Source organism: Erwinia sp. HDF1-3R (assembly GCF_039621855.1).
Classification (GTDB): domain Bacteria; phylum Pseudomonadota; class Gammaproteobacteria; order Enterobacterales; family Enterobacteriaceae; genus Erwinia.
The window spans coordinates 4,382,727-4,397,070 of the sequence record NZ_CP155071.1; the positions used below are offsets into that span (position 1 = coordinate 4,382,727).

At 50.6% G+C, this 14,344-nt stretch carries 24 protein-coding genes; all 24 read right to left on the reverse strand.

Going from position 1 to position 14,344, the window contains the following annotated elements:
* Positions 1–2 precede the first annotated feature (2 nt).
* Positions 3–1,334 (reverse strand): preprotein translocase subunit SecY, encoded by a 1,332-nt coding sequence (gene secY, locus AAGR22_RS19910; protein WP_067709952.1) that lies wholly within the window; start codon positions 1,332–1,334, stop codon positions 3–5.
* A 7-nt stretch (positions 1,335–1,341) separates the two neighbouring features.
* Entirely contained in the window at positions 1,342–1,776 is a 435-nt protein-coding gene (gene rplO / locus AAGR22_RS19915) for a 50S ribosomal protein L15 (protein WP_067709950.1), read from the reverse strand.
* A gap of 3 nt (positions 1,777–1,779) precedes the next feature.
* Positions 1,780–1,959, reverse strand: a complete 180-nt coding sequence (gene rpmD, locus AAGR22_RS19920; RefSeq protein WP_024966590.1) for a 50S ribosomal protein L30 — start codon at positions 1,957–1,959, stop codon at positions 1,780–1,782.
* 6 nt (positions 1,960–1,965) lie between these two features.
* Positions 1,966–2,466, reverse strand: coding sequence for a 30S ribosomal protein S5 (rpsE, locus tag AAGR22_RS19925; protein WP_067709948.1), 501 nt, complete (start codon positions 2,464–2,466; stop codon positions 1,966–1,968).
* A 14-nt stretch (positions 2,467–2,480) separates the two neighbouring features.
* A complete protein-coding gene (rplR, locus tag AAGR22_RS19930) occupies positions 2,481–2,834 on the reverse strand; it encodes a 50S ribosomal protein L18 (protein WP_024966588.1) in 354 nt (117 codons plus the stop codon).
* Between the two features lie 9 nt (positions 2,835–2,843).
* Positions 2,844–3,377, reverse strand: a complete 534-nt coding sequence (gene rplF / locus AAGR22_RS19935) for a 50S ribosomal protein L6 (RefSeq protein WP_067709945.1) — start codon at positions 3,375–3,377, stop codon at positions 2,844–2,846.
* Between the two features lie 11 nt (positions 3,378–3,388).
* Positions 3,389–3,781, reverse strand: a complete 393-nt coding sequence (gene rpsH, locus AAGR22_RS19940) for a 30S ribosomal protein S8 (protein WP_067709943.1) — start codon at positions 3,779–3,781, stop codon at positions 3,389–3,391.
* Between the two features lie 33 nt (positions 3,782–3,814).
* The gene (rpsN, locus tag AAGR22_RS19945; protein ID WP_067709941.1) at positions 3,815–4,120 is read right to left on the reverse strand and encodes a 30S ribosomal protein S14; all 306 of its coding nucleotides are present in this window, start codon (positions 4,118–4,120) and stop codon (positions 3,815–3,817) included.
* Positions 4,121–4,134: 14 nt separating this feature from the next.
* Positions 4,135–4,674, reverse strand: a complete 540-nt coding sequence (gene rplE, locus AAGR22_RS19950) for a 50S ribosomal protein L5 (protein WP_067709940.1) — start codon at positions 4,672–4,674, stop codon at positions 4,135–4,137.
* A 14-nt stretch (positions 4,675–4,688) separates the two neighbouring features.
* Positions 4,689–5,003, reverse strand: a complete 315-nt coding sequence (gene rplX, locus AAGR22_RS19955) for a 50S ribosomal protein L24 (protein WP_067709938.1) — start codon at positions 5,001–5,003, stop codon at positions 4,689–4,691.
* 10 nt (positions 5,004–5,013) lie between these two features.
* Entirely contained in the window at positions 5,014–5,385 is a 372-nt protein-coding gene (gene rplN, locus AAGR22_RS19960; protein ID WP_004160583.1) for a 50S ribosomal protein L14, read from the reverse strand.
* 166 nt (positions 5,386–5,551) lie between these two features.
* Positions 5,552–5,806 (reverse strand): 30S ribosomal protein S17, encoded by a 255-nt coding sequence (gene rpsQ / locus AAGR22_RS19965; RefSeq protein ID WP_067709937.1) that lies wholly within the window; start codon positions 5,804–5,806, stop codon positions 5,552–5,554.
* Complete coding sequence (gene rpmC, locus AAGR22_RS19970; RefSeq protein ID WP_024966580.1) at positions 5,806–5,997, reverse strand: 50S ribosomal protein L29; 192 nt, start codon at positions 5,995–5,997, stop codon at positions 5,806–5,808. Before rpmC ends, rpsQ begins: the two co-directional genes overlap by 1 nt.
* Complete coding sequence (gene rplP / locus AAGR22_RS19975; RefSeq protein ID WP_032116388.1) at positions 5,997–6,407, reverse strand: 50S ribosomal protein L16; 411 nt, start codon at positions 6,405–6,407, stop codon at positions 5,997–5,999. Before rplP ends, rpmC begins: the two co-directional genes overlap by 1 nt.
* A 12-nt stretch (positions 6,408–6,419) precedes the next feature.
* Positions 6,420–7,118, reverse strand: a complete 699-nt coding sequence (gene rpsC / locus AAGR22_RS19980; RefSeq protein ID WP_002919766.1) for a 30S ribosomal protein S3 — start codon at positions 7,116–7,118, stop codon at positions 6,420–6,422.
* Positions 7,119–7,135: 17 nt separating this feature from the next.
* Entirely contained in the window at positions 7,136–7,468 is a 333-nt protein-coding gene (gene rplV / locus AAGR22_RS19985; RefSeq protein ID WP_067709934.1) for a 50S ribosomal protein L22, read from the reverse strand.
* 14 nt (positions 7,469–7,482) lie between these two features.
* Positions 7,483–7,761 carry a 30S ribosomal protein S19 gene (rpsS, locus tag AAGR22_RS19990; RefSeq protein WP_013204132.1) on the reverse strand — a complete coding sequence of 93 codons (279 nt, stop codon included), beginning with the start codon at positions 7,759–7,761 and terminating at the stop codon, positions 7,483–7,485.
* A 16-nt stretch (positions 7,762–7,777) separates the two neighbouring features.
* Positions 7,778–8,599, reverse strand: coding sequence for a 50S ribosomal protein L2 (rplB, locus tag AAGR22_RS19995; protein WP_345829230.1), 822 nt, complete (start codon positions 8,597–8,599; stop codon positions 7,778–7,780).
* A gap of 17 nt (positions 8,600–8,616) precedes the next feature.
* Complete coding sequence (gene rplW, locus AAGR22_RS20000) at positions 8,617–8,919, reverse strand: 50S ribosomal protein L23 (protein WP_067709930.1); 303 nt, start codon at positions 8,917–8,919, stop codon at positions 8,617–8,619.
* Positions 8,916–9,521 (reverse strand): 50S ribosomal protein L4, encoded by a 606-nt coding sequence (gene rplD, locus AAGR22_RS20005; RefSeq protein WP_056232449.1) that lies wholly within the window; start codon positions 9,519–9,521, stop codon positions 8,916–8,918. Before rplD ends, rplW begins: the two co-directional genes overlap by 4 nt.
* Positions 9,522–9,531: 10 nt before the next feature.
* Complete coding sequence (gene rplC / locus AAGR22_RS20010; protein ID WP_067709929.1) at positions 9,532–10,161, reverse strand: 50S ribosomal protein L3; 630 nt, start codon at positions 10,159–10,161, stop codon at positions 9,532–9,534.
* A gap of 32 nt (positions 10,162–10,193) precedes the next feature.
* The gene (gene rpsJ / locus AAGR22_RS20015; protein ID WP_001181005.1) at positions 10,194–10,505 is read right to left on the reverse strand and encodes a 30S ribosomal protein S10; all 312 of its coding nucleotides are present in this window, start codon (positions 10,503–10,505) and stop codon (positions 10,194–10,196) included.
* Positions 10,506–10,924: 419 nt separating this feature from the next.
* A complete protein-coding gene (tuf, locus tag AAGR22_RS20020; protein ID WP_345829233.1) occupies positions 10,925–12,109 on the reverse strand; it encodes an elongation factor Tu in 1,185 nt (394 codons plus the stop codon).
* 70 nt (positions 12,110–12,179) lie between these two features.
* The gene (gene fusA, locus AAGR22_RS20025; protein WP_067709926.1) at positions 12,180–14,294 is read right to left on the reverse strand and encodes an elongation factor G; all 2,115 of its coding nucleotides are present in this window, start codon (positions 14,292–14,294) and stop codon (positions 12,180–12,182) included.
* Positions 14,295–14,344 lie beyond the last annotated feature (50 nt).

The window sequence follows — 14,344 nt, forward strand, 5'->3', positions numbered from 1 at the left end:
GATTAACGGCCGTAGCCTTTCAGGTTTGCTTTCTTCAATGCAGACTCATATTGACTGGACATCATCAGAGTTTGCACTTGAGCCATAAAGTCCATGATGACAACGACTACAATCAGCAGCGATGTACCGCCGAAGTAGAATGGAACTTTCATCGCATCACGCATGAACTCCGGGATCAGGCAGATAAAGGTAATGTAGAGCGCACCAACCAGAGTCAGGCGTGTCATTACTTTATCAATATACTTCGCCGTCTGTTCTCCCGGACGAATTCCTGGAACAAATGCACCAGACTTCTTCAGGTTATCTGCTGTTTCACGTGGGTTGAAAACCAACGCGGTATAAAAGAAACAGAAGAAGATGATTGCAGTCGCATAGAGTAACACATAAAGCGGCTGTCCGGGCTGCAAATACATTGAAATAGTTGTCAGCCAGTTCCAACCGGTACCGCCACCGAACCATGATGCAATCGTGGCCGGAAACAGAATGATACTGGAAGCAAAGATTGCTGGGATAACCCCGGCCATATTCACTTTCAGTGGTAAATGTGTGCTCTGTGCAGCATAGACTCGACGGCCTTGCTGACGTTTCGCATAGTTCACCACAATGCGGCGTTGACCACGCTCAACGAAAACAACGAAGAAGGTCACTGCAAATACGAGAACTGCAACCAACAGCAACAGGAGGAAGTGCAGGTCGCCTTGCCGTGCTTGCTCGATGGTATGGCCAATGGCCGGCGGCAATCCCGCAACAATACCCGCGAAGATAATGATTGAGATACCGTTACCGATACCTCGTTCAGTTATCTGTTCACCCAGCCACATCAGGAACATTGTTCCGGTGACCAGGCTAACAACAGCAGTGAAGTAGAAAGCAAAGCCTGGGTTTAATACCAGGCCCTGCATTCCAGGCATATTCGGTAAACCGGTAGCAATACCGACCGACTGAAATATACCTAATACCAGAGTACCGTAGCGGGTGTACTGGCTAATCTTGCGACGACCAGCCTCCCCTTCTTTCTTAATTTCTGCTAACGCTGGATGAACCACCGTCAGCAGCTGGATAATAATAGAGGCCGAAATGTACGGCATAATACCCAGGGCAAAGATAGAAGCACGGCTCAGAGCACCACCAGAGAACATGTTAAACATTTCAATGATGGTGCCACGCTGTTGCTCAAGCAGTTTGGCAAGTACAGTGGCATCGATACCAGGGATTGGAATAAAAGAGCCAATGCGGAAAACAATTAGTGCACCAATCACAAACAGAAGTCTGCGTTTCAGTTCACCAAAACCACCTTTGGCACTTTGAAAATCTAATCCTGGTTGCTTAGCCATCTGCTACTTATTCCTCAATTGTACCGCCAGCAGCTTCGATTGCAGCACGTGCGCCTTTAGTGACACGCAGACCACGAACCGTAACCGGTGCAGCGACTTCGCCAGACAGGATAATCTTAGCGAACTCAATCTGAATACCGACAATGTTGGCAGCTTTCAGCGTGTTCAGGTCGACGATGCCGCCTTCAACTCGCGCCAGGTCAGACAGACGAACTTCTGCCGTAACCATAGCTTTACGTGAGGTGAAGCCGAACTTAGGCAGACGACGGTACAGAGGCATCTGGCCACCTTCGAAACCGCGACGTACGCCACCGCCAGAACGTGAGTTCTGACCTTTGTGACCACGACCAGCGGTCTTGCCGAGGCCAGAACCGATACCACGACCTACACGCTTCGCAGCGTGTTTAGACCCTTCGGCCGGAGACAGAGTATTTAAACGCATCTGTTACTCCTCCACTTTAACCATGTAGGAAATCGCGTTAACCATGCCGCGTACTGCTGGCGTGTCTTCACGCTCTACGGTGTGGTTAATACGACGCAGACCCAGGCCAAGCAGCGTTGCCTTGTGTTTTGGCAGACGACCGATTGCACTACGGGTTTGAGTAATTTTAATAGTCTTAGCCATGGTCAATTATCCCAGAATGTCTTCAACGGATTTACCACGCTTGGCAGCGACCATTTCTGGAGAACTCATATTGCCCAGGCCATCCAGCGTTGCACGAACCACGTTAATCGGGTTAGTGGAACCATAGGCTTTAGCCAGAACGTTATGAACCCCAGCGACTTCCAGAACGGCGCGCATTGCACCACCGGCAATGATACCGGTACCTTCAGAAGCCGGCTGCATGAACACGCGAGAACCCGTGTGCACGCCCTTAACAGGGTGCTGCAGGGTGCCGTTGTTCAGCGCGACGTTAATCATATTGCGACGAGCTTTTTCCATCGCTTTCTGGATCGCTGCTGGAACTTCACGCGCTTTACCGTAACCAAAACCGATGCGACCGTTACCGTCACCTACCACTGTCAGAGCAGTGAAGGAGAAAATACGACCACCTTTTACGGTTTTAGATACGCGATTTACCGCGATCAGCTTTTCCTGCAGTTCGCCAGCTTGTTTTTCGATGTGTGCCATCTTACACCTCTACCTTAGAACTGTAGGCCAGCTTCACGGGCAGCATCTGCCAGTGCCTGGACACGACCATGATATTGGAAACCAGAGCGGTCGAAAGAAACACCAGTGATGCCTTTTTCGATTGCGCGCTCAGCAACTGCTTTACCAACAGCTGCAGCGGCGTCTTTGTTTCCTGTGTACTTCAGTTGCTCACTGATTGCTTTTTCTACTGTAGAAGCAGCGACCAGGACTTCAGAGCCATTTGATGCAATTACCTGTGCGTAAATATGACGCGGGGTACGATGTACCACCAGGCGAGTTGCACCCAGCTCTTTGAGCTTGCGGCGTGCGCGGGTCGCACGACGGATACGAGCAGATTTCTTATCCATAGTGTTACCTTACTTCTTCTTAGCCTCTTTGGTACGCACGACTTCGTCGGCGTAACGAACACCCTTGCCTTTATAAGGCTCAGGACGACGGTAGGCGCGTATATCAGCTGCAACTTGTCCAATCAGCTGCTTATCAGCGCCCTTGAGCACGATTTCAGTCTGAGAAGGACATTCAGCAGTGATTCCCGCTGGCAGCTCGTGGTCAACAGGGTGAGAGAAGCCAAGAGCTAAACTCACGGAGTTGCCTTTAACGGCCGCACGATAACCTACACCAACCAGCTGCAACTTCTTAGAGAAGCCTTCGGTAACACCGATAACCATACCATTCAGCAGTGCACGAGAAGTACCAGCCTGCGCCCAACCATCCGCAAAACCTTCGCGTGGAGCGAAAGTAAGGGTGTTGTCAGCATGCTTAACTTCTACAGCTTTGTTGATAGTACGAGTCAGCTCGCCGTTTTTACCTTTAATCGAAATAACCTGACCGTCGAGTTTTATCTCTACGCCGGCAGGAATGACGACAGGTGCTTTAGCAACACGAGACATTCTTTCCTCCGTTAAGCTACGTAGCAGATAATTTCGCCACCAAGACCAGCCTGGCGCGCTGCACGATCGGTCATGACACCTTTAGAGGTAGAAATAACAGCGATACCCAGTCCTGCCATAACTTTTGGCAGCTCGTCTTTGCGTTTGTAAATGCGCAGACCTGGACGACTAACACGCTGAATGCTTTCTACCACTGCCTTGCCCTGGAAATACTTAAGAGTCAGTTCCAGTTCTGGCTTGGTGTCGCCTTCGATTTTAAATTCTTCAATATATCCTTCTTCCTTCAGCACGTTGGCGATTGCCACTTTCAGCTTGGAGGAAGGCATGGTGACCGCTACTTTATTCGCGGATTGACCGTTACGGATACGGGTCAGCATATCCGCGATCGGATCTTGCATGCTCATCTGTCTTTACTCCCGTGATTCAATTGGTGACAATTACCAGCTAGCCTTTTTAAGACCCGGGATCTCACCGCGCATTGCGGCTTCACGGACCTTGATACGGCTCAACCCGAACTTCCGCAGGAAAGCATGCGGACGACCAGTTTGGCGGCAGCGGTTACGCTGACGGGACGGGCTGGAATCACGCGGCAGAGTCTGCAGCTTAAGAACAGCATTCCAACGTTCTTCGTCGGATGAGTTCACACTAGAGATGATAGCTTTCAATTCCTCGCGTTTTGCGCGGTATTTATCAGCCAGTTTTACGCGAACGACTTCGCGTGCCTTCATCGATTGCTTAGCCATGAAGTAACCCTACCTTACTTGCGGAACGGGAAGTCAAAGGCAGCCAGCAGAGCACGGCCTTCATCGTCAGATTTCGCAGTAGTGGTAATGGTAATATCCAAACCACGAACGCGATCGACCTTGTCATAGTCGATTTCTGGGAAGATGATCTGCTCACGAACGCCCATGCTGTAGTTACCACGGCCGTCGAATGACTTAGCGGACAAGCCACGGAAGTCACGGATACGTGGAACAGCAATAGAAATCAGACGCTCAAAGAACTCCCACATGCGCTCGCCACGCAGAGTCACTTTACAGCCGATCGGATAGCCCTGACGGATTTTGAAGCCTGCAACTGATTTGCGTGCTTTGGTGATAAACGGCTTTTGACCGGAGATTGCTGCTAAGTCAGCTGCTGCGTTATCCAGCAGTTTCTTATCAGCGATCGCTTCACCCACACCCATATTCAGGGTGATCTTCTCGACCCGAGGGACTTGCATGACAGAATTGTAGCTAAACTCAGTCATGAGTTTGTTAACTACTTCGTCTTTGTAGTAATCATGCAGTTTCGCCATCGTACTACTCCAAATTACTTGATAGTTTCGCTGTTAGACTTGAAGAAACGGACTTTTTTGCCGTCTTCGAATCTAAAGCCTACACGGTCAGCCTTACCGGTGGCAGTGTTGTAAAGCGCAACGTTAGAAACCTGCACAGCAGCTTCCTTTTCAACGATGCCGCCTGGTTGGTTCAGAGCCGGAACCGGCTTCTGATGTTTCTTCACCAGGTTGATACCTTCAACAATGACCTTGCCAGAAGACAGGACACTTTTAACTTTACCGCGCTTACCTTTATCTTTGCCGGTCAGCACGATAACTTCGTCATCGCGACGGATTTTAGCTGCCATTTTTCGCTCCTTAGAGTACTTCTGGTGCCAGAGAGATAATTTTCATGAACTTTTCAGTACGAAGTTCACGAGTTACCGGCCCAAAAATACGCGTACCGATTGGCTGCTCACTGTTATTATTTAAAATAACGCATGCATTACCATCGAAGCGAATGACAGAACCGTCCGGGCGACGAACACCCTTCCTGGTGCGCACCACTACCGCTTTCAGCACATCACCTTTCTTAACCTTACCGCGAGGAATTGCTTCCTTGATGGTAATTTTGATGATATCGCCTACGCCTGCGTAGCGACGGTGCGAGCCACCCAGAACCTTGATACACATTACGCGACGTGCACCGGAGTTGTCGGCGACGTTCAGCATAGTCTGTTCTTGGATCATTTTAGTGCTCCGCTAATGTCAACTACTACTTCGGGACCTGATTCAGGTCGTTTAAAAGCCCCATAATTGAGGGCGCAGCATTATAACACCGCTTCTCGCATAAGGGTAGAAAAAATAAACGGCTCAATCGAGCCGTTTATCTTATTTTTTAAGAGGGCTAATTCTATTACAGAATCGCTTTCTCTACAACGCGAACCAGCGTCCAGGACTTAGTCTTGGACAGCGGACGGCATTCGCGGATTTCAACCACGTCGCCAGTACCGCATTCGTTGTTCTCGTCGTGTACGTGCAGTTTAGTCGTACGCTTGATGAACTTACCGTAGATAGGGTGTTTCACAAAACGTTCGATAGCGACAACGATGGATTTCTCCATTTTGTTGCTAGTCACACGACCTTGCAGAGTACGGATTTTATCGGTCATTACGCACCCGCCTTCTCAGTCAGTAAAGTCTTAACGCGCGCGACATCACGGCGCACATTCTTCAACAGATGAGTCTGTTGAAGCTGGCCTGATGCCGCCTGCATGCGCAGATTAAACTGCTCACGCAGAAGGTTAAGCAGCTCAGTGTTAAGCTCTTCAACGCTTTTTTCACGCAGCTCTGTTGCTTTCATTACATCACCGTCTTAGTTACAAAGGTGGTTTTGATAGGCAGTTTTGCTGCTGCCAGCTTGAATGCTTCACGGGCCAGCTCTTCCGGCACGCCGTCCATTTCATACAGGACTTTACCAGGCTGGATCAAGGCAACCCAATACTCAACGTTACCTTTACCTTTACCCATACGCACTTCAAGTGGCTTCTCGGTAATTGGTTTGTCCGGGAATACGCGGATCCAAATTTTACCTTGACGCTTAACTGCACGGGTCATAGCACGACGTGCTGCTTCGATCTGACGAGCGGTCAGACGACCACGGCCAACAGCTTTCAGACCGAAAGTACCGAAGCTAACATCCGTGCCGGCAGCCAGACCACGGTTGCGGCCTTTGTGCATTTTACGGAATTTTGTACGCTTTGGTTGTAACATCAGCGACTCTCCTTACTTACGGCCTTTACGCTGCTGCTTTTTAGGTTGAGCAGCCGGTTCCGGTTGTTCAACAGCAGCCATACCACCCAGGATCTCGCCTTTGAAGATCCATACCTTAACGCCGATTACACCGTAAGTGGTGTGCGCTTCAGAGGTGTTGTAGTCAATGTCAGCACGCAGGGTGTGCAACGGCACGCGGCCTTCACGGTACCATTCGGTACGCGCGATTTCAGCACCGCCCAGACGGCCACTAACTTCAACTTTGATCCCTTTAGCGCCCAGACGCATTGCGTTCTGTACTGCACGCTTCATAGCACGACGGAACATCACACGACGCTCCAGCTGTGAAGTGATGCTGTCAGCAACCAATTTAGCGTCCAGTTCCGGTTTACGGACTTCGGCGATATTGATCTGTGCAGGTACGCCAGCGATATCAGCTACGACCTTGCGCAGTTTTTCTACGTCTTCGCCTTTCTTACCGATAACGATACCAGGGCGAGCGGTGTGAATGGTCACACGAATGCTCTTAGCCGGGCGCTCGATAACGATACGAGATACGGACGCTTTTGCCAGTTCTTTAGTCAAAAACTGACGTACTTTAAAGTCGCTGTCCAGGTTGTCAGCGAATTCTTTGGTATTTGCGAACCAGGTAGAGTTCCAGGGTTTAACAATACCCAGGCGAATACCATTAGGATGTACTTTCTGACCCATTGCTAGTCTCCAGAGTCTCAGCGATCGGACACAACCACAGTAATGTGGCTGGTGCGCTTCAGGATGCGATCTGCACGACCTTTTGCACGCGGCATAATGCGCTTCATGCTAGGGCCTTCATCAACGAAGATTTTCGTGATTTTCAGATCATCAATGTCAGCGCCATCGTTGTGTTCGGCGTTAGCAATGGCAGATTCCAGAACTTTTTTGACCAGTACAGCCGCTTTCTTATTGGTGTAGGTCAAAATGTCCAGAGCCTGCGACACTTTCTTACCGCGTACAAGATCTGCTACCAGGCGAACCTTCTGCGCAGAAGAACGAGCGTGGCGATGTTTAGCGATAGTTTCCATCTCTTCCTCCTGCCTTAGCGTTTCTTGGCTTTCTTATCAGCCGTGTGGCCGCGATAAGTACGGGTCGGTGCAAATTCACCCAGTTTGTGACCGACCATTTCATCGGAAACAAAAACAGGAACGTGCTGACGACCATTATGGACAGCGATGGTCAAACCGATCATGTTAGGGAAGATCGTTGAACGACGGGACCAGGTGCGCAAAGGCTTCTTGTCTCCGCTTTCCACCGCTTTCTCTACCTTCTTCAGCAAGTGCAGGTCAATAAAAGGACCTTTCTTGAGAGAACGTGGCATGGCTTATCCTCTAAAATTATTTGCTACGGCGACGTACGATAAATTTATCAGTACGCTTGTTGCTACGGGTCTTCTTACCTTTGGTCTGAACGCCCCACGGTGAAACCGGGTGCTTACCAAAGTTACGACCTTCACCACCACCGTGCGGGTGATCGACTGGGTTCATCGCAGTACCGCGAACGGTAGGACGAACACCGCGCCAACGAGCTGCACCGGCTTTACCCAGAACGCGAAGCATATGCTCAGCGTTACCGACTTCGCCCAGGGTCGCGCGGCAGTCAATTTCGACTTTACGCATTTCACCAGAACGCAGACGCAGGGTAACGTAGGAACCTTCACGCGCAACGATCTGCACGTAAGCACCAGCTGAGCGAGCAATCTGACCGCCTTTGCCTGGTTTCATTTCTACGTTGTGTACGGTAGAACCCACTGGGATGTTACGCATCGGCAGGGTGTTACCTGCTTTGATCGCCGCATCAACGCCAGACTGAATCTGGTCGCCAGCTTTCAGGCCTTTAGGGGCCAGGATGTAACGGCGCTCGCCGTCTTTGTACAGAACCAGCGCGATGTTCGCGGAGCGGTTCGGATCGTACTCAAGACGTTCAACGGTTGCCGGGATACCATCTTTGTTGCGTTTGAAGTCAACAATACGGTAAGCCTGCTTGTGACCACCACCGATATGACGGGTAGTGATACGACCATTGTTGTTACGGCCACCGGATTTGCTGTTTTTTTCTACCAGCGGGGCGAATGGTTTGCCCTTGTGCAGCTCAGGGTTCACCACTTTAACTACGTGGCGACGACCCGGAGATGTCGGTTTACATTTAACAACTGCCATTGTTCTTCTCCTCCGACTTACTCAGCGCCGCCGACGAAGTCCAGATTCTGGCCTTCCTTCAGGGTGACGTAAGCTTTTTTCCAGTCGTTACGACGACCAGTACGCTGTCCGTGGCGTTTAACTTTCCCTTTAACAACCAGGGTGTTAACAACCTCTACTTCCACTTCGAAAAGTTTCTGCACAGCGGCTTTGATTTCTGCTTTGGTCGCATCTTTAGCAACTTTGAGAACGATGGTGTTGGTTTTTTCCATCGCAGCAGACGCTTTTTCAGATACGTGCGGCGCGCGCACGACTTTCAGCAGACGTTCTTCACGGATCATGCCAGCATCTCCTCAACTTGCTTAACTGCGTCAGCAGTCATAACGACTTTGTCGAAGGCGATCAGGCTAACTGGGTCGATACCTGCTGCATCACGAACGTCAACCTTGTACAGGTTACGGGCGGCCAGGAACAGGTTCTCTTCCAGTTCACCAGTGATGATCAGCACGTCTTCCAGCGCCATATCTTTCAGTTTCTCTACCAGCAGCTTAGTTTTAGGCGCTTCGAGAGAGAACTGCTCAACAACGATCAGACGTTCTTGACGTACCAGTTCGGACAGGATGCTTTTCAGCGCGCCGCGGTACATCTTTTTGTTTACTTTTTGACTGTGGTCCTGAGGCTTCGCAGCAAAGGTCACACCACCTGAACGCCAGATTGGGCTCTTTACAGAACCTGCACGCGCACGGCCGGTACCTTTCTGGCGCCACGGTTTTTTACCGGAACCAGTTACTTCAGCGCGGGTCTTCTGAGCACGAGTACCTTGACGGGCACCTGCTGCATAAGCAACAACAACCTGGTGTACTAGCGCTTCGTTGAAATCACGACCGAAGGTAGTTTCGGAAACAGTCAGCGCGCTTTGCGCGTCTTTCAATACTAATTCCATTGCTATCCCCTTACGCCTTAACAGCTGGTTTAACGATCAGGTCGCAACCGGTAGCACCGGGTACAGCACCTTTAACCAGCAGCAGGTTGCGCTCAGCGTCAACGCGTACCACGTCCAGGCTCTGAACAGTTACACGTTCGTTGCCCATCTGGCCTGCCATTTTCTTGCCTTTAAACACTTTGCCCGGAGTCTGGTTCTGACCGATAGAACCCGGTACGCGGTGAGACAAGGAGTTACCGTGGGTAGCATCCTGAGTACGGAAGTTCCAGCGCTTAACAGTACCGGCAAAACCTTTACCTTTAGATGTGCCCGTAACGTCAACTTTTTTCACGTCAGCGAAAATATCAACGTTAATGCTCTGACCTACGGTGAACTCTGAACCTTCAGCGGTACGGAATTCCCACAGACCACGGCCAGCTTCTACGCCAGCTTTAGCAAAGTGGCCTGCTTCAGGTTTCGTTACGCGGTTAGCTTTTTTAGCACCGGCAGTTACCTGGATAGCAGTGTAGCCGTCGTTTTCCAGGCTCTTAACCTGAGTCACGCGGTTTGCTTCAATTTCAATCACGGTTACTGGGATAGATACGCCATCTTCAGTGAAGATACGGGTCATGCCCACTTTTTTACCGACTAAACCAATCATTGTTTCAACCTCTCAATCGCTCAATGACCTGATTAACCCAGGCTGATCTGCACGTCAACACCTGCAGCCAGATCCAGACGCATCAGAGCATCAACCGTTTTTTCAGTTGGCTCAACGATGTCAACCAGACGCTTGTGAGTGCGAATTTCATACTGATCGCGCGCATCTTTATTGACGTGCGGAGAGATCAGAACGGTAAAGCGCTCTTTGCGGGTCGGCAGCGGGATGGGACCACGTACCTGCGCACCAGTGCGCTTGGCAGTCTCAACGATTTCCGCAGTTGATTGATCGATCAGACGATGATCAAACGCTTTAAGACGGATACGGATTCTTTGGTTCTGCATGAGACCAGAGCTCCAATTATTTATAAACGAAAAAAATTACTACCCGCACCCATTACGATTGATGGGGGAGTGTAATCGTCTGCACATAACTCCCCAATTGGGAGTATTGTCAGGGTCGCTATTCGCTCTCCTGCGGTTCAGATTGAACCGGGCCGTCATTTCTGACAGGCCCGCGCATTATACGTAGCTCAGCCCGTAAAGCAACCTGTTTCTGGTTCAAAGGGGGAAAAGCTGGGCCGGGGGCGGCGGGAAATAGCGCTGGAAAGTTATCGCCCCTGCGACCAGTGAGAGAATACGTCGTTGATTTCCCGCACTATCCTGGCCCCCTGCCCTTTCACCAGGGCAAAAAAAAAAGAGCACCGAAGTGCTCTCTCTTTTTGCTATAGCGGCGTAAACGCCGCTATTACAAGTCTCGACAATTAAGCGATAACTTTAGCAACAACACCCGCACCAACGGTACGGCCACCTTCACGGATGGCGAAACGCAGGCCGTCATCCATTGCGATTGGGTGGATCAGGGTAACAATCATCTGAATGTTGTCACCAGGCATGACCATCTCAACGCCTTCTGGCAGTTCGATGGTACCGGTCACGTCAGTTGTACGGAAGTAGAACTGTGGACGGTAGCCTTTGAAGAACGGAGTATGACGGCCGCCTTCATCTTTGGACAGAATATAAACTTCTGACTCAAATTTGGTGTGTGGCTTGATTGAACCTGGCTTAGCCAGAACCTGGCCACGCTGGATCTCTTCACGCTTGATACCACGCAGAAGAACACCACAGTTCTCGCCTGCACGACCTTCGTCAAGCAGCTTACGGAACATTTCAACGCCGGTACAGGTTGATTTCACGGTATCTTTGATACCAACGATTTCAACTTCTTCACCAACTTTGATGATACCGCGCTCTACACGACCGGTAACAACGGTACCACGACCGGAGATGGAGAATACGTCTTCGATTGGCAGCAGGAACGGCTTGTCAATTGCGCGCTCTGGCTCTGGGATGTAGTTATCCAGATGCTCAGCCAGCTCAATGATCTTAGCTTCCCACTCAGCTTCGCCCTGCAGTGCTTTCAGTGCAGAACCGCGAACGATTGGCAGGTCATCACCAGGGAAGTCGTAGGCAGACAGAAGTTCACGAACTTCCATTTCAACCAGTTCCAGCAGCTCTTCGTCATCAACCATGTCACACTTGTTCATGAACACGATGATGAAAGGAACGCCAACCTGACGACCCAGCAGGATGTGCTCACGGGTCTGAGGCATTGGGCCGTCAGTCGCAGCAACAACCAGGATCGCGCCGTCCATCTGGGCAGCACCGGTGATCATGTTTTTCACATAGTCGGCGTGGCCCGGGCAGTCAACGTGCGCGTAGTGGCGAGTCGGGGTGTCATATTCAACGTGAGAGGTGTTGATGGTGATACCACGTGCTTTTTCTTCTGGCGCGTTATCGATCTGATCGAATGCGCGTGCAGAACCGCCGTAGGTTTTAGCCAGAACGGTGGTGATTGCTGCAGTCAGGGTAGTTTTACCGTGGTCAACGTGTCCGATAGTACCAACGTTGACGTGCGGTTTGTTACGTTCAAATTTCTCTTTAGCCACGACGATATTCCTTACTTTAATGCTCTCACGCTGCGGTGAGAGCATAGGATCAATATTTTAAAACTGTAGCTTATTTGCTACGAGCTTCGATAACGGCCTGAGCGACGTTGTTCGGCGCATCATCATACTTCAGGAACTCCATCGAGTATGAAGCACGGCCTTTAGTCAGAGAACGCAGCTGAGTTGCATATCCGAACATTTCAGATAATGGAACTTCAGCGTGAATCTGAACGCCAGTAGCGTTTGATTCCTGTCCCTTAAGCATACCACGACGACGGCTAAGGTCACCGATAACGTCACCGGTGTTCTCTTCCGGCGTCTCTACTTCAACCTTCATGATCGGCTCAAGCAGTACTGGAGTTGCTTTCTTAAAGCCGTCTTTGAACGCAATAGAAGCTGCCAGTTTGAACGCCAGCTCTGAGGAGTCAACGTCATGGTAAGAACCAAAGTGCAGACGAACGCCCAGATCAACTACCGGATAACCAGCCAGAGGACCTGATTTCAGCTGCTCCTGGATACCTTTGTCAACCGCAGGGATGTATTCAGTAGGAATCACACCACCCTTGATATCGTTGACAAATTCGTAACCTTTAGGGTTAACGCCCGGCTCCAGTGGGTACATGTCGATAACAACATGACCGTACTGTCCACGACCACCAGACTGCTTGGCGTGTTTACCTTCGATATCGGTAACTTTCGCGCGAATCGCTTCACGGTAAGCAACCTGAGGTTTACCGACGTTCGCTTCAACGTTGAATTCACGCTTCATGCGGTCAACGATGATGTCGAGGTGCAGCTCACCCATACCGGCGATAATGGTCTGGTTAGTTTCTTCGTCAGTCCATACGCGGAATGACGGGTCTTCTTTAGCCAGACGGCCCAGAGCCAGACCCATTTTTTCCTGGTCAGCTTTGGTTTTTGGTTCTACCGCGATGGAGATTACCGGCTCAGGGAATTCCATACGCTCCAGAATGATCACATTGTCTGGATCACACAGAGTATCACCGGTAGTCACGTCTTTCAGACCGATCGCCGCAGCAATGTCCCCTGCGCGAACTTCTTTGATCTCTTCACGTTTGTTAGCGTGCATCTGTACGATACGGCCCAGACGCTCACGAGCAGATTTAACCGGGTTATACACGGTGTCACCGGAGTTAACGATACCGGAGTACACGCGGAAGAACGTCAGGTTACCTACAAACGGGTCGGTAGCAATTTTAAACGCCAGCGCAGCAAACGGCTCGTCGTCATCGGAGTGACGAACGGCTGGAGTATCTTTGCCATCATCCAGCAAACCGTTGATCGCAGTCACGTCAGTCGGTGACGGCAGATATTCGATTACTGCATCCAGCATCGCCTGAACACCTTTGTTCTTAAATGCAGAACCACAGGTAACCAGGATGATTTCGTTGTTCAGTACGCGCTTACGCAGGGAAGCTTTGATCTCTTCTTCAGTCAGCTCTTCGCCACCAAAGAATTTCTCCATCAGCTCATCAGAACCTTCAGCTGCGGCTTCGATCATTTTCTGGCGCCATTCTTCTGCCAGTTCCTGCATATCAGCTGGGATCTCTTCGTAGTTGAAGGTCACGCCTGCGTCAGCGTCATTCCAGTTGATGGCTTTCATCTTGACCAGGTCAACAACACCGGTAAATTTCTCTTCTGCGCCAATAGCCAGCTGCAGAGGGACCGGCGTTGCGCCCAGACGTGATTCAATCTGGCCAACAACTTTCAGGAAGTTAGCACCCATGCGGTCCATTTTGTTAACGAACGCGATGCGTGGAACTTTATATTTGTTTGCCTGGCGCCATACGGTTTCAGACTGAGGCTGCACACCACCAACCGCACAGTAAACCATTACTGCGCCGTCGAGAACACGCATAGAACGTTCTACTTCAATGGTGAAGTCAACGTGTCCGGGGGTGTCAATGATGTTAACGCGGTGCGGCTCGAACTGCTTAGCCATACCAGACCAGAAAGCGGTAGTCGCAGCGGAGGTAATGGTAATACCACGCTCCTGCTCCTGCGCCATCCAGTCCATGGTGGCTGCGCCATCATGAACTTCACCGATTTTGTGGTTTACACCGGTGTAGAACAGAATACGTTCGGTGGTGGTCGTCTTACCGGCGTCGATGTGTGCACTGATACCAATGTTACGGTAGCGTGTAATGGGTGTTGTACGAGCCATTTGATTCCTCTGATTCTCGGACGTTCTAAGTTAGTAAAACCCAGCGGTTC

Bases quoted from the DNA above. Each gene is read 5' to 3' on its own strand.
- rpmD (WP_024966590.1), bottom strand. From the start codon at position 1,959: ATGGCTAAGACTATTAAAATTACTCAAACCCGTAGTGCAATCGGTCGT.
- rplP (WP_032116388.1), bottom strand. From the start codon at position 6,407: ATGTTACAACCAAAGCGTACAAAATTCCGTAAAATGCACAAAGGCCGC.
- rpmC (WP_024966580.1), bottom strand. From the start codon at position 5,997: ATGAAAGCAACAGAGCTGCGTGAAAAAAGCGTTGAAGAGCTTAACACT.
- rplO (WP_067709950.1), bottom strand. From the start codon at position 1,776: ATGCGTTTAAATACTCTGTCTCCGGCCGAAGGGTCTAAACACGCTGCG.
- rpsE (WP_067709948.1), bottom strand. From the start codon at position 2,466: ATGGCACACATCGAAAAACAAGCTGGCGAACTGCAGGAAAAGCTGATC.
- rpsN (WP_067709941.1), bottom strand. From the start codon at position 4,120: ATGGCTAAGCAATCGATGAAGGCACGCGAAGTCGTTCGCGTAAAACTG.
- rplC (WP_067709929.1), bottom strand. From the start codon at position 10,161: ATGATTGGTTTAGTCGGTAAAAAAGTGGGCATGACCCGTATCTTCACT.
- rplF (WP_067709945.1), bottom strand. From the start codon at position 3,377: ATGTCTCGTGTTGCTAAAGCACCTGTCGTCATTCCTGCCGGCGTAGAG.
- rplB (WP_345829230.1), bottom strand. From the start codon at position 8,599: ATGGCAGTTGTTAAATGTAAACCGACATCTCCGGGTCGTCGCCACGTA.
- rpsS (WP_013204132.1), bottom strand. From the start codon at position 7,761: ATGCCACGTTCTCTCAAGAAAGGTCCTTTTATTGACCTGCACTTGCTG.
- rplN (WP_004160583.1), bottom strand. From the start codon at position 5,385: ATGATCCAAGAACAGACTATGCTGAACGTCGCCGACAACTCCGGTGCA.
- rplE (WP_067709940.1), bottom strand. From the start codon at position 4,674: ATGGCGAAACTGCATGATTACTACAAAGACGAAGTAGTTAACAAACTC.
- secY (WP_067709952.1), bottom strand. From the start codon at position 1,334: ATGGCTAAGCAACCAGGATTAGATTTTCAAAGTGCCAAAGGTGGTTTT.
- rpsH (WP_067709943.1), bottom strand. From the start codon at position 3,781: ATGAGCATGCAAGATCCGATCGCGGATATGCTGACCCGTATCCGTAAC.
- rpsJ (WP_001181005.1), bottom strand. From the start codon at position 10,505: ATGCAGAACCAAAGAATCCGTATCCGTCTTAAAGCGTTTGATCATCGT.
- rpsC (WP_002919766.1), bottom strand. From the start codon at position 7,118: ATGGGTCAGAAAGTACATCCTAATGGTATTCGCCTGGGTATTGTTAAA.
- rplD (WP_056232449.1), bottom strand. From the start codon at position 9,521: ATGGAATTAGTATTGAAAGACGCGCAAAGCGCGCTGACTGTTTCCGAA.
- fusA (WP_067709926.1), bottom strand. From the start codon at position 14,294: ATGGCTCGTACAACACCCATTACACGCTACCGTAACATTGGTATCAGT.
- rplR (WP_024966588.1), bottom strand. From the start codon at position 2,834: ATGGATAAGAAATCTGCTCGTATCCGTCGTGCGACCCGCGCACGCCGC.
- rplX (WP_067709938.1), bottom strand. From the start codon at position 5,003: ATGGCAGCTAAAATCCGTCGCGATGACGAAGTTATCGTGCTGACCGGC.
- rpsQ (WP_067709937.1), bottom strand. From the start codon at position 5,806: ATGACCGATAAAATCCGTACTCTGCAAGGTCGTGTGACTAGCAACAAA.
- rplW (WP_067709930.1), bottom strand. From the start codon at position 8,919: ATGATCCGTGAAGAACGTCTGCTGAAAGTCGTGCGCGCGCCGCACGTA.
- rplV (WP_067709934.1), bottom strand. From the start codon at position 7,468: ATGGAAACTATCGCTAAACATCGCCACGCTCGTTCTTCTGCGCAGAAG.